The 14558-nt window shown below is 39.7% G+C and carries 6 protein-coding genes and 1 pseudogene; 2 read left to right on the forward strand and 5 right to left on the reverse strand.

What is annotated here, in order from left to right; translation table 11 throughout:
- Nucleotides 1-1598 (forward strand): annotated as a pseudogene (locus H6G26_RS10570) (IS1634 family transposase); the annotation flags it as partial.
- Nucleotides 1599-1830: 232 nt separating this feature from the next.
- Here the strand turns inward: H6G26_RS10570 and H6G26_RS10575 are convergent.
- Genes H6G26_RS10575 through H6G26_RS10585 form a run of 3 tightly spaced genes read right to left on the reverse strand, consistent with a single transcriptional unit; the run spans nt 1831 to nt 4854 of the window.
- Nucleotides 1831-2538: an actin-binding WH2 domain-containing protein gene (locus H6G26_RS10575; RefSeq protein WP_190729206.1), complete on the reverse strand. Its 708-nt coding sequence runs from the start codon at nt 2536-2538 to the stop codon at nt 1831-1833.
- Between the two features lie 41 nt (nt 2539-2579).
- Nucleotides 2580-3284, reverse strand: coding sequence for an actin-binding WH2 domain-containing protein (locus H6G26_RS10580; RefSeq protein WP_190729207.1), 705 nt, complete (start codon nt 3282-3284; stop codon nt 2580-2582).
- Between the two features lie 28 nt (nt 3285-3312).
- Nucleotides 3313-4854, reverse strand: coding sequence for an FAD-binding oxidoreductase (locus H6G26_RS10585; RefSeq protein WP_190729208.1), 1542 nt, complete (start codon nt 4852-4854; stop codon nt 3313-3315).
- 694 nt (nt 4855-5548) lie between these two features.
- Between H6G26_RS10585 and H6G26_RS10590 the strand changes: the two genes are divergently transcribed.
- The gene (locus H6G26_RS10590) at nt 5549-11383 is read left to right on the forward strand and encodes a PAS domain S-box protein (protein ID WP_190729209.1); all 5835 of its coding nucleotides are present in this window, start codon (nt 5549-5551) and stop codon (nt 11381-11383) included.
- Between the two features lie 200 nt (nt 11384-11583).
- Here H6G26_RS10590 and H6G26_RS10595 read toward each other — a convergent pair whose 3' ends face one another.
- Together H6G26_RS10595 and H6G26_RS10600 are read right to left on the reverse strand one after the other, a co-directional pair.
- Nucleotides 11584-12891, reverse strand: a complete 1308-nt coding sequence (locus tag H6G26_RS10595; protein WP_190729210.1) for a CO2 hydration protein — start codon at nt 12889-12891, stop codon at nt 11584-11586.
- Nucleotides 12892-12956: 65 nt separating this feature from the next.
- Entirely contained in the window at nt 12957-14453 is a 1497-nt protein-coding gene (locus H6G26_RS10600) for an NADH-quinone oxidoreductase subunit M (protein WP_190729211.1), read from the reverse strand.
- Nucleotides 14454-14558 lie beyond the last annotated feature (105 nt).

A 14558-nucleotide genomic window follows, 5' to 3' on the forward strand; every position in this document is an offset into this window, starting at 1 on the left:
TTAAAAACTTAGATCACTTAGGAATAGTAGCTGGACTAATTGATGAAATAGGAATAGTTGAAACAATCAACTCCAAATTAGGCATAGACGGGAGAGAAAAAATTTCATCGGGAACAGTGGTCAAAGCAATTTTAATCAATGGATTAGGATTCGTCTCAAGACCTTTATACTTATTTAGTCAATTTTTTGAAGATAAAGGAATTGAAAACTTATTGGGTTTGGGAGTAAAAAGTGGTTATATAAATGACGATAAAATCGGAAGAGTCATGGATGAATTATATAAATATGGATTGAATAGTCTATTTATAGAAATTGTGTTATCAGTTATAAATAAATTTAATATAGAGACCAAATATTCTCATTTAGATGCCACATCATTTCATCTACATGGAGAATACACAAGCGAAAAGAAACAAGAGAAAGAAGCAGAAATAATCAAAGAAAAACCAATAATTATCACTAAAGGATATTCTCGTGATCATAGACCAGATTTAAAGCAATGCGTTTTAGATTTAATAACAAGTAGTGATGGAGACATTCCATTACTAATGAGAGTTGGAGATGGGAACGAAGCAGATAAAGCAGTTTTTGGAAAAATATTAGTATAATTTAAAAAGCAAATAAACTTTGAGAGTGTCATGGTCTGTGATAGTGCATTGTATAGTCAAGAAAATATCAAATTAATCGAACATCTAAAATGGATAACTAGAGTACCGATGACGATAAAAAGAGCAAAGGAATTAGTTCAGTCGGTAAAGATAGAAGAGATAGATTCAGAAGAAATAGAGAAGAGAAAATCCCTAAATTTAGAAGGATACAAGTGGAAAGAAGAAATAGTAAATTATGGTGGTGTCAAGCAAATCTGGCTAATAGTAGAAAGTCAAAAAAGACAAAAAAGTGATTTAGAGAAGCTAGAGAAAAATCTCAAATCAGAAAAAGATAAAGTGGAAAAACTGCTCAAACAATTAAAAAAAGAAGATTTTCAAAATCCCGAACAAGCTCGATATAAACTAAAAAGTATAAACAAAAAACTAAAGTTATTTGAAATTCAAGAAGCTAAACTTATTGACAGTACATCGAAAAATAAAACTATTTATAAAATAGAGGGAGTGTATCATCAAAAACTAGAAGAGGTAGCAATGATAAAAAAAGAAGCTGGAAGATTTATTTTAGCAACTAATTTAGTTGAAGATGAGAAATTAGAGCCATCAGAAATCATTACAAATTATAAAAATCAACAGTCTTGCGAAAGAGGATTTAGATTTCTGAAAGATCCTTTATTTTTCACTGATAGTTTCTTTGTAGAAAATCCTGAAAGAATCGAGACGATGTTATTTTTAATGTCTTTGTGTTTATTAGTTTATAATCTCGGTCAGAGGGAACTAAGGAATAGCTTAAAAAGAGCCAATATCGGAGTTAAAAATCAACTAGGTAAATTAACGAACTGTCCCACATTAAGATGGATATTTCAATGCTTTCAAGGGATTCACATTTTGACTTTGAATGGAGTTAATCAAATTGTTAATCTAACCCAAGAACGCAATTATATTTTGAATTTTCTCCCAGTGTCTTGTCAGAAATATTATCTAATCTCTTAATCTAAACAACATAATAGAATGACAATTTATTAATTTACAAAGGAAAATAATCGTTCCTCTAATTTTTATTGCTTAGATAAACTACTTGATGACAGAAAATATTTTATATTTGATTATTTTTCTTCAAAATTAAATTCGTTGAGTATTATTTTCTTAATTATCCTAATTTTTTGCGTTGTCATTAACTGAAATTAATTCATACTTCAAATTGAAGTGCGGAATGTGGGTTAGATTAACGCAAACCTAAAATTTCGGAAACCGCCGCTACAATATCCAGATAAAAGTTGCCTTTCACTGCTCGAAACAACTGGAAGTTAGAGTCAGGGGCACCAAAAAACGGTCTGAGAAACCATCCTAATTGCATACCAACAAAAGCATAAAGCAATAACCAGGATCTTAAAATAGTGGTGCGGGTTTTTTTACCAACTTCATCTTGTTGAGAAAGTAATTGCATTCCTTCATAAAGGAATTTAACACCAAAGATGCCTGTTATGCCAAAAATTAACACATTTAACAGTTTAAAAAATTGATAAGAATCGGGTGTAGTGATGAGGAAAAAGAGCGTAACTGGTGCCAAGCTGAATAAAAGCACACTAATTACTGATACAGATGTGAGCAACACAACGAAATGTTGTTGGATACTACTCCGAGAACCAAATAAAACATTAAAAAAGAACAAAGTTGGAAAACAAATAATTAATGTTAATAAATAAAAGGCTGGGAGTTTGATAGCACCCGATAACGCCTGTGCCCAACTATGAGAAGCACCGATAATTGCGCCATAGATGGCAAAGAAAATGGAACTAGATACGAATAGAGAACTGATTTTATTTTGTAATCTTACTCCGTGACGAATTTCTTCTAAAAACGCTTGGCGATCGCGGAGTAAATTAACCAAGACTCCAAATTGTTGAATTCCGCGATTTTTCTTGTCTATCATAAATTTATCTACTCCACATTTATGGAATTACGAATATTTAATTAATGGATTCCCAATAAATAGCTGATAGCTTGAATTACACTCAAATAGAAATTACCTTCTTTTTCGCGGAATAATTGGAAAACAGAATCAGGCGTGCCAAAAAACGGTCTGAGAGTCCATCCTAACTGACTACCTACGAAAGCGTAAAGAAATAGCCAAAATTGTAAAATTTTCTGGCGTGTTTTGCTACCTTCATTATCTTGTTCTAAAACTAAACTCGTGGCGTGATATAAAGACGAAATACCAATAAACCCAGTTAAGGCAAATATGAATACATTTAACAGAATTAAAAATTGGTAGTTATTGGTGGTAATTAAGAAAAAAAGTGTGATTGGGGCAAAGCTGAATAAAAGCACGCTCGTGACTGAAACCGCAGTCAGCACTAATGCTAAATGCTGTGCAAAAGTCCGCTTTGAGCCAAAAATAATATTGGCAAAGAATAACGTCGGGATACAAATCAGGAGTGTGATTAAATAAAGGGCTGGAAGTTTAATGGCGGAAGACAAAGCTTGCATCCAACTATGGTATGCACCAATGATTCCGCCATAAGCGGCAAGAAATAAGGAACTGCAAACTAGCAGAGAAATGATTTTATTTGGTAATCTTATACCTTGGCGAACTTCCTCTAGAAATCCTTGGCGATCGCGCAGGAATCCAATCAACACTGCAAAGTATTTGATTCCTAAAGATTTCCGTTCAATCATGTTAACCTCACACAGGTATCATTCAAGTTTAATCTGAGTAATCACCACCAGAACCATACTTCCAGGCATCAATCAAACGATGCCAATAATATTGCTGTTCATTTGATTGATTCTTAATCCATGTTTCTAGCATTGCACTAAACCAAAAGAAGGCAGTATATACACCTAAGTTCCCGTAATGCACCACCCAATCTAACAAACTTGTCAAACCTACTTGCGGAATTATCTTGGCAACTAATACCGGATGAGATAAACCAGTTTTTAACAGTGTTTGCGTTAGTGGCGAAAACTGCACTATATCCTGTAAAAATGGTTTTAGCACTGGTGTACCTAACTGCTGCATTTCCTCAAATACCGCCGAGAGTAGTTGGTTAATTTGATCTGGAGCAATTTTCTGATTTACACCAACACTCATCGCCCTTTGAAACAACCAGGTAACAGTCAAACTTGGCTGATAAGGTTGCAGCAGTGTAATCGCTTTTGCAGATAATTGTTCTGTTTCTAGCGCTTCGTAAATGCCATACGTTAAACGCTTCAGGTGACGCACCATTGCCCCAAAACCACCAAAACTCAAGGGAGATTGACTACCACTGCTATCTCCAACTGGGAGAATGCGATTCCAGGGAGTTTTTAGCGGACTTTGGCGATAGGTGGGAAAGAAACCAAATAGCGCTCGTTGAAATTTCAGCTTGCTTAATTCTACTCCTTGATATTCTGGTAATAGACGCAGATATTCTTCAAATAAAGCTTCTAAACTCAAACGTTGGGGATGTGCATCCATGTAAGTAAACAAGTAAGTTGTTCTGCCATCCCTGGCTGGGAAAGCTTCCCAAAAGTACTGACATTGATTTTGCAAAGGTGTAAATGATAATAACAAGTCGCCTGAGTTATTTTCGGCAAACCCTTGGGCGCAACTTCCTACAACTAAACACAGCGCATCTGGTTTTTTACCTTGGCGTGCTTGTTGACTGATGGGTGAAAGATGTCCCATTGCATCGATTAATAACCGAGTTTTGAATTGGTTATTTACCATCACCCCATCTGGATGAACCACCGCTTCGGTAAAAGGTGTGTTTTCTAACAACTTTCCACCAACGGCAAGAAATCGGGTTTTCAACGTAGCCAGTAGATAAACCGGATCTACACCGATATTTAAAACATCCTCTACCCAAACTTCTGTACCACCATCAAAGCTAACTCGCGCTGGGTTATATTGAGTGGCGATCGCACTTGCTAATTCTTCCTCTGTTAGCAAGTTTAATTCCACAAACACATCTAATTCTTTGCGAGAGATATTCCACTCTTGTTCCCTCCCCCGCAAAATACCCCGTTCCATCAACGCCACCCGTAGTCCCTTCACCGCTAAGGCGCAACCAATTAAAATGCCCAAAGTACCACCGCAGATAAGCACATCGTTGTCTACAACGCCTAAAGGCTGCTGATTTTCTTTAACTAACGTTGGTACAGGGGCGGTGTTTTCTCGCAAAGATGTGAGGATGCGATCGCTTTGGCGCAAACCTCCTAAAACATCACCTGGTAATTGGGAAAGAACTTCTTCGGTTAAAGGCATAGAGTTTAATTCCAGCAGAGTTACTACTATTGATCGTATCTTTGCTGGAACAGCGCCCTTATGATCAAATAAGGCAGAGGGTGCTTTTATACAAGCCAGAGAAAAATTAAAACTGGGTTTCAAAGCCTCGCGGCCTTTCAAAGAGGGGAATGGAAGTAGCGTAAAAAGCCATGCTACAAAACGAGAAATCAAGACTTATGTATTTTTCTTTATTCGCATGAAACCACCCTGCTTTTTAAGGTGGTTAGGGGGAATCTAAAAGTGCGTAAAGGGGCAGGCATGGGATCAATCCAGAATTGTTTAACACATCATTAGAACAACCCAGGCAATCAGCCGAAGCATCAATTATTACTCTGGTTTTAGCCATACGGTTTTATTTGGTATCGCCTACAAGGCTCTCATTCTCGTATTTTAGAATCCTGATGCAGAATTGAGGTGAAGCCATAGTATAATCACCTCCAAATAGTTTATGTATAAAAGTTACTTATGTATTATAGTGTATGGCCGTTTGTACAGAGTTCAATCTCTAGCTAAAGAGGGTTTTGGCTTAACTTAACAGCTCTATACCCTACCCTGAAGTATGGTAGTAAGCAATAATAATTTTATTTACTTTTAACAAAGTTTTTCTTTCTGATTTTATGCTCAGTTTGATTAAATAAATTATTCCTGATTGAAAATCAATTCAGTAACTGATATGGATGCTCAAAAGATAAAAATTTTATTAGTTGATGATAAGCTAGAGAATTTACATTTTTTATCAGACATCCTTCAACACCAAGGTTATCAGGTGCAAAGTGTTATTTCTGGGCAATTAGCAATCAATACAGTACTTGTGTCTCCCCCCGATTTGATTTTGCTAAATGTTCTTATGTCAGAGATGGATGGTTATGAAGTTTGTCAACATTTGAAAGCTAACTATAAAACTCAAGAGATTCCGATAATCTTTTTCGGAATTTTAGATGGATTTTTTGAAAAAATAAATATTTTTGATTTCAGCGATATTGATTATATTAATCAACCATTCCAAACTCAAGAAATTTTATTACGCGTAAAAAATCAACTCACTCTTCAAAGGCTGAGAAAGCAGTTAAAAGAACAAAATGACCAACTGCAAAAGGAGATTCAAGAACACCAACGGGTTGGTGTTGAGTTAAATATTCGCAACAAACAAATAGAAGATATTTTTAAAGAAATTCCCGTTAGCATTGGCAAAGATTTATGTAAAGAAATTTCTCAAAGCGAACGCCTTTTAGTCGAAGCTGCTCTAAAGAAGAGTGAAAGTCAGTATCGCCATTTAGTAGAGACATCCCAGGATATGATTTGGTCGGTAGATATTGATGGACTTATTACCTTTGTCAACCCGGCAGTTAAGCAGATTTATGGTTACGAACCTCAAGAAATGATCGGGCGTACCTTGACTGATTTTATCTCGCCGACACAAGTTGCTCAAGATAAAGCAGCCTTTGAGTGTGTTTTTCAGGGAAAGCCGATCTTTCAGCATGAAACTACCTGTATAGCTAAAGATGGTACTTTACTTTATTTAATGTTTAATGCGATCGCCTTACGCAACGAGGAGGGTGTCGTTATAGGTATGACAGGCACTGGTAGTAATATTACACAGCGCCGAGGAGCAGAAACATTACTCAAAGAAAGCGCGATTAAGCTCCGCAATCATAACCTGGTGCTAACCGAACTGGCGCAAAATCAGACGCTGTATCAGGGTGACTTAAAAGCAGCTTTGGGTAAAATCACTGAAACATCTGTCAAAAATATTGGGGTGGAACGAACCAGTGTCTGGCTGTATGACGAAACAGGCATGAAAATCCAGTGTTTTGACCTATTTGAGGCCAGTCGCAACCGACATAGCGAAGGACTTTCCTTGGTAGTAGCAAACTATCCAGCTTATTTTGAAGCTTTGCAGCAAGATCAACAAATCGCCGCAGATGATGCCCATGCTGATCCCAGAACTAGAGGATTTTCTGCATCTTACTACTCAAGATTAGGGATAACTTCTATACTTGATACGCCCATTAGGCTGGAGGGAAAAACCGTAGGAGTTTTATGTATGGAGGGAGTGGGAGTTGCTTATCATTGGACGCTAGAAGACCAAAATTTCGCTCGTTCTCTGAGCAATTTTGTATCCTTAGTATTGCAGGCAAAAGAACGCCAACGCGCAGAAGCAGCACGAAGGGTTTCTGAAGAAAAGTTAGCATCAGCTTTTCGGTCATCTCCTGATCCAATTGCCTTAATTACTGTTCCCAACAAACGCTATATCGAAGTTAACGACAGCTTTTGCCTATTTTTTGGTTATTCTCGTTCTCAGGTTATTGATCACACCGATGATGAATTGAATATTTGGGTAAATCCTGAAGAATATGATTTTCTCACCCAGATTTTGCAACAGACAAAAGCTATCCGCAACTATGAGATTGATGTCTGCACTTCAACAGGAGAAATCAGGACAACACTGTTTAGTGCAGAAATGATCGAGATTGATGGGCAATGGTACGTGTTGGGCACAGCGAAAGACATTACTGAACGCAAGCAGGCAGAAAATGAAAGCAGTTTGCTATTGTTGACAACCCAAGCTATCACTCGCGCTAGTGATGTCAACAGTGCTTTAGCAATAGTTTTGCGCTTAATTTGTCGCACGATTGATTGGGATTTTGGTGAAGCATGGATACCTAATGAAGATGGTAATTTAGAACACAGCCTGGTTTCCTATGGTGAGGAAAGTAGTTTAGCAGAATTCTCCCACCAAAGCCAAGCTATGAACTTTGCTCTGGGAGTAGGGCTACCAGGAAGAGTTTGGCAAAGCCAGGAACCAGAATGGATAGAAGATGTTTCTAAAGTTACACAACCAGCTTTTTGGCGATCGCAACAAGCTGCCAAAGTAGGATTAAAAGCTGGTTTTGGTGTTCCCATCTTGTCTGGAAACCAAGTATTAGCTGTTCTAGTGTTTTTTAAACGTAGCTCGGTATTGGTAGATAAACGTTTGCTTTTGCTAGTCAGTGCTGTTGCTGCTCAGTTAGGTGGTTTGATTGAGCGCAAAACCCTAGAACAAGAATTAGCACTGAGAGAAGCTCGCCTCAATGCCTTTTTTAGCAGTGCTCCCGTCGGTATGAACATTGTAGATAACCAGCTGCGGTTTGTGCAAATCAACCAACTGCTAGCGGAGATTAATGGCTTACCCCAGCAAGATCATATTGGCAACACAATCTATGAAGTCTTACCCCACATAGCGCCTTTAGTCGAACCAATTTATCAACAGGTTTTGTTGACTGGCCAACCCATTCTTAATCAAGAATTAAGCGGTGCGTCAATTAAACAACCAGATGTTATCCGCCACTTCTTAGTTTCTTATTTTCCGATTCCTGGTGAAGACGATCACCCCTCTGGCGTGGGAACAGTTTTAGTAGAAATTAGCGAACTGCAAGCAGCACTACGCGAACGGCAAGCCGCGCTACGCGATCGCAAACACGTCGAACAAGAACTGCGTTTAGCCAACGAACGCCTACAATATCTGCTCACCTCTAGCCCTGTGGTCATTTATAGCAGCAAAAAAACTTCAGGAGATTTTAGCACTACCTTTATTAGTAAGAACGTTAAGGTAATGGTTGGCTACGAAGCGCAAGAATTTATCGAAAATCCCAGTTTCTGGCTCCATCACGTCCACCCAGAAGATGTTGAACTGATCTCGGAAAAATTTTCCCAGCTTGTTGAACGGGAGTACAGCTCCTACGAATACCGTTGGTTACACGCTGACGGAACTTATCACTGGTTTTACGAAAAGATGAGGTTAATCCGTGACGAAGCTGGTAACCCTATAGAATGCGTTGGTTATTGGGCAGACATTAGCGATCGCAAATTGGCAGAATTAGCTTTACAGTCCGGTCGGCAGCGATATCAACTTCTAGCGGAAGCCTCACCAGTTTGTATATTTAACGCAGATATAGATGGCAATATCTTATATTTTAATCAACGCTGGAGTGAAATTACTGGATGTAGTTTAGAAGAGTCTTTGGGAACAGGTTGGACAAAAGCCGTACATCCAGACGACCTTGAGCAGTTATTGTTCGTATGGGATCAAGCAACAACCACTAAGGTAATGTATAAATATGAGCATCGATTCTTCCGTAATGATAGTACGATTGTTTGGGTAATTTGTCAGGCTTTGCCAGAATTTGGAGATGATGGAGAACTTAAAGGTTACATCGGCACAATTACAGACATAACCGATAGAAAATTGGCAGAAGAAGCCTTGCGTGAGAGTGCAGAACGCGAAAGAGCGATCGCTCAAGTGATTCAAAGGATGCGCCAAACACTCGATTTAGAGACTATATTTGCGGCTACAACCCAAGAATTACGGCAAGCGCTTAATTGTGATCGGGTTGTTGTCTATCGTTTCAATCCCCAGTGGAGCGGCGAATTTATCTCTGAGTCGGTGGGTAATGGTTGGATTTCTTTGATAGAAGAACACAAAAATGACCCTTATCTGACAGAAGGTGTTTTACAAGATGGTCGTTGCCTAGCAAAAATTTTGGATAGTACGAATAACCAGGTGCAAGATCCTTATCTGCAAGCAACTCAAGGTGCAAGTTTCCTGTGTGTCCCAGATATTTACAACGCTGGGTTTCAATCTTCTTATATCAATTTGTTAGAGCGTTTTCAGGCTAAAGCCTACATTATTGTCCCCATTTTATATGGTAATCAGCTTTGGGGATTACTAGCGAGCTATCAAAACTCCAATCCCCGCCAATGGAAACCAGGAGAAATCAACATCGTAGTTCAAATTGGCAATCAGTTGGGTGTTGCTTTTCAGCAGGCACAATTGCTGGCGCAAACTCAAAGGCAGTCACAAGCATTGCAAGAAGCTGTAATCACAGCTGATGCTGCCAATCGTGCCAAAAGCGAATTCCTAGCCAACATGAGCCATGAACTTCGGACTCCACTCAACGCCATCCTTGGTTTTACCCAAATCATGAGCCACGATCATGCTTTATCTACTGAACATCAGCAAAACCTAGCAATTATCAATCGTGCTGGCGAACATCTCCTCAACTTAATCAACGATATTTTGGAAATGTCTAAAATAGAAGCCGGCAGAATAACACTAAATCTCAACAGTTTTGACTTAATTCGTCTCTTAGAAAACCTCGAAGAAATGTTGCGCTTCCGCGCCACCTCCAAAGGGTTAGAATTGGTCTTTGAATATACATCTCACCTCCCGCAGTACGTCCAAGCTGACGAAAGTAAACTGCGTCAAGTGTTGCTTAACCTCTTGGGAAATGCAATCAAATTTACTGATACTGGGAGAGTGATGCTGCGGGTGGGCATCGGGCATGGGGAAGAAGCAGGGGAGGAGGCGGTCACTAAGCGTCTTGCCCTCAGCTTAGTACCACTTGCCTACGGCACGCTCCGCAAACGTGGAAGCAATCTACGCGCAGCGTCTCCAAGAGTTAGGAGTCGAAGTGGAGCAGGGAGCAAGGGAGAATTTTCCTCACTGTCCCCCGCACCCTGCCCCTCTGCATCTTTTCAATGCCCAATGCACAATGCCCAATCCCTAATCTTCGAGGTTACAGACACTGGTCGTGGTATTGCCCCACAAGAAATTGACTTACTGTTTGAAGCTTTTGGGCAAACTGAAACTGGAAGGAAATCGCAACAGGGGACAGGACTAGGTTTAGCAATTAGCCGCAAATACGTGCAACTAATGGGGGGAGATATTAGTGTTATTAGCACTGTTGGCGAGGGAAGTAAATTTGCCTTTGATATTCAAATTGGTATAGCCGCAGCCAGCGAAATACAGATCAAGCAAATCAGACGCCAAGTTATTAGTTTAGCACCCGCTCAAAGCGAATACCGGATCTTGGCGGTTGATGACTCCACAGACAGCCGTTTAGTGTTAGTAAAAATTTTGACATCTATCGGTTTTACAGTCCAGGAAGCGGCAAATGGAACTGAAGCGATCGCACTTTGGCAAACATGGCAACCACATTTAATTTTAATGGATATGCGGATGCCAATTATGGATGGCTACGAAGCCACAAAAATTATTAAAGCCAGAGAAGACACCTCAATTCAAAATCGCAAGACTATTATCATTGCCTTAACCGCTAATGCCTTTGAGGAACAGCGAGAGGCAATGATCAAAGCGGGTTGCGATGATTATATTAACAAGCCTTTCCGCGAAGAACAATTACTAGAAAAATTGAGCGAATATTTAGAAGTTCAATATATTTATCAAGAAGAAAGCTATCAAATAGCAGATGCGAGGCAACAGGAAACAGAATCAACCTTGAAACTTGCAGATTTAGTTCCTCTATTGTCTGAAATGTCGCCTGAATGGGTAAAACAGGTGTACACTGCCGCAGCCCAATGTAGTGATGACTTAATTTTAGAATTGATTGAGCAAATACCTTCGGAAAATGTGGTACTACGGAATTTTATTAATAATTTAGCTTATGATTTTCAGTTTGAGAAAATCATGGAATTAATGAGTATTCCAGGAGTATTATCTAGTTCATAATAATTAAGGCTACGGTCGGTGTATATAGCGGTTCTCGCTTACGTGAGGTACACCCGTAGGGGCACGGCATATTCCCTACACCTTGCGATATAATTTTGTACTATATACAAGCTTTTAGAGTTGTCCGACAGCGTTTAGCTCCCCTAGCCAAAAAAATAATAAAAAAAGCCCCCCTTAAAAAGGAGGGTTGGGGGGATCTCTTATCGATAATCTTGCTTTTGAATACTTCCCAAACGAGCGGCATCACGAATATTGTAGTCAGTTCGGGTAAAGCGATTTAGCTGCATCTCAAAAAACTCTCGATTTGCTTGTAAATGCTTGGGATTTGGATCATCTAATGGATATAAAAGAGCAGTTCGCAAAGCTTGAATTACCGCAGAAGTTACACAGTACATTGACCGTTGGAAACTAACTCCCAACTGAATCAACATATCTTCTTCACCCCGGCAATGTTGGCTGTAGTAATCAACAAGATATGGTGGCAAAAAATGTAACATATCTTGCATTAATAATGTGGGAGGAATGCCAGCAGTACCTACCGGGAATACATCAGCGTAAAGAATACCATAGTGAAAGTCTTTTTGGTCTGCTGGTACTTGACGCGCTTGAGCATTATAAGATTTTGTTCCTCGGAAGGGTGCGGTGCGGTAGAAAACAGCTTCTACATAAGGTAATGCGGCTTCATATAGCCACATGAAACCCTTGGATTTGGGGATAATTTCGTAGCATTCACCACGAATATAAACGTGATGGTAAATCGGACGACCTGCGATCGCAAATATACCATTAACTAAGAAGTTCATCGCCTCTGGGACGCTGCTAATGCTACCTTCGTCATAGCGATCGGACATTTCAAAGAACACTGGGGCCATGATTTCCCAGAATAAGCCCAGATTTGCGTAATACGACATCTGGCGGCACTGTTCCAAAAACATATCGGGGAACAGCTTGTAAAGTCCCAGCATGACGGGGTTACCTTGGAAGTAAGCTTTTATTGCCCTATCAGCGTTGGCTTTGTATTCGTCTGAATCTAGGTAAGGGTCAAATTGTCCACCCATTCCTCTATGCCACAACATCGCCCGCATACAAGCTTCAGCAAATTCCATGTTAATGCGATCGTGGAACAAGTGATGCAACAACTTCGGCATTTTGAAGGTTTCACCTTTTTCAATAAATGCCAAAAGTTCTGGATGTGCAGTAGCTTCGCCGCGCCAAATTCGCAAATCGGCATCATCGCCAGCGTAATGATTATGTAGTTCTAAATACTCTTTGGGTAAGAAGTATTTAAAGAAGGGAAGCGGGTTTAAAAATTCGCGTTCGGCAATATAAAGTAAGTCACGCCAGTAAAAATCCATTGGCACAGCATAAGCTTTATATAAACCGATGATTTGCATCAAATTTTCTGGAGTATCGGGTAACATTGCACCGCCTGCTTCTAAGCGGTGAATTACATCAGCAAATTCGTGCGTTGAAGGAGGTAATTTAATTGCTGTTTTAATTGCTGTCATGTTATGAGGAATGGGGAATGGGGAATGGGGAATGGGGAATGGGGAATGGGGAAGAAACTGTAACCCTATTTCAGCGCGACTTTAGAGATTACGGTTTTTTCTAAGGAGGGAATTGCAGCCACCATTGTTGTAGTTGTGGATTCACTCCAACGCACTAACCAAGTGGGTTGTACTCCCAAAAAGATGATGAAAGCTGCCAAAATTAAAGCTGGTATTTTCTCAGACCAAAGAACTTTAGGGTAGTAGGCGAAGTTATCGAGTTTGCCAAAACAAGTGCGGTTGAGGAGAATGACAAAATAAACTGCGGTTAATCCACTAGCTACTACACACAAAATTGTCGGAATGGGAAAGGCAGAGAAACTACCTTGAAAGACGATAAATTCCGCGATAAATCCTGTTAAACCCGGAATACCAGCACTAGCCATTCCACCTAAAACTAGTAAAGCACTAATTAGAGGTAAGCCGCGTATGGGACTCATCAAACCATTGAGTTTATCTAACTCGCGCGTTCCGACTTTCGCTTCCACGACTCCTACTAAGTGGAAGAGAATCGCCAGGATGATACCGTGGCTAAACATTTGGGCGACTGCACCAACGAGTGCTAAGGAAGTACTAGCAGCACCAGCTAGCAAGATATAACCCATGTGACCAACGGAACTGTATGCTACCATGCGCTTGATGTCTTTTTGAGCGATCGCAATTACTGCTCCATAGATAGCGCTGATTGCTCCCCAAATTGCCAGAGTCGGTGCAATAATACTCCAAGCATGGGGAAACATACCTAATCCAAATCGCAACAATCCATAAGTTCCCAGCTTTGCCAACACGCCGCCGAGAAGAATGGCAATTGGTGCTGAAGCCTCAACGTAAGCATCGGGTAGCCAAGTATGGAAGGGAACTAAGGGAATTTTGATACCAAAACCCAATACTATCCCTGCTAGTAAAAGAATTTGTTTTGCTGTTGACAGGTTTTCTGTAGAGAATGCATCAAAAGCAAAATTGGTAGAACCACTCAGCCACACCATACCCAAGAATGTCGCCAGAATGAATGCTCCTGAAACAGCAGTATAAATCAGGAATTTAATCCCAGCATAACCCCGTTTTTCCCCTCCCCAAATGGAAATTAGTAAATAGAAGGGGATTAATTCTAGTTCGTAGAATAGGAAGAATAGCAGCAAATTTTCAGCTAAGAAAGCACCTGCAACTCCTCCACTAACTAATAAAATCAGGGAGTAGAATAACCGGGGGCGTTCAGTTTCTTTATTGCTGCTGTAAATTGAAATCCAGGTGAGCAGACTATTTAGCACCAACATTAATATAGAAAGCCCATCAACACCTATTTGATAGCTCAAACCAAGGGTTTCATTCCAGGGCAAATACTCTTTAAATTGCATTGCTGGATTGCTGATATCAAACTTTAGCAGGATAAATAGGTTCCAGACAAGAACTATCCCAGAAAAGATTAATGCTGTTAAACGAATACGATGATTAGGGAAACTTACAGGTAATATTGCTATGAGAGCAGCAGCTAAAATTGGCAGCCAAATCAAAACACTTAACATGGCAATTTCGGATTTGATAAAATTAATGATTGTTATCAATATTTATTAACTTGCGGTAGCACATCAATGAAGTACATTTCCAGGTAGGTTATACCTGGAAACTAT

The organism is Nostoc sp. FACHB-888 (assembly GCF_014696655.1).
Lineage (GTDB): Bacteria > Cyanobacteriota > Cyanobacteriia > Cyanobacteriales > Nostocaceae > Nostoc.

Coding starts and splice junctions, on each gene's coding strand:
- H6G26_RS10585 (WP_190729208.1), bottom strand. CDS start 4,854: ATGCCTTTAACCGAAGAAGTTCTTTCCCAATTACCAGGTGATGTTTTA.
- H6G26_RS10580 (WP_190729207.1), bottom strand. CDS start 3,284: ATGATTGAACGGAAATCTTTAGGAATCAAATACTTTGCAGTGTTGATT.
- H6G26_RS10600 (WP_190729211.1), bottom strand. CDS start 14,453: ATGTTAAGTGTTTTGATTTGGCTGCCAATTTTAGCTGCTGCTCTCATA.
- H6G26_RS10595 (WP_190729210.1), bottom strand. CDS start 12,891: ATGACAGCAATTAAAACAGCAATTAAATTACCTCCTTCAACGCACGAA.
- H6G26_RS10575 (WP_190729206.1), bottom strand. CDS start 2,538: ATGATAGACAAGAAAAATCGCGGAATTCAACAATTTGGAGTCTTGGTT.
- H6G26_RS10590 (WP_190729209.1), top strand. CDS start 5,549: ATGGATGCTCAAAAGATAAAAATTTTATTAGTTGATGATAAGCTAGAG.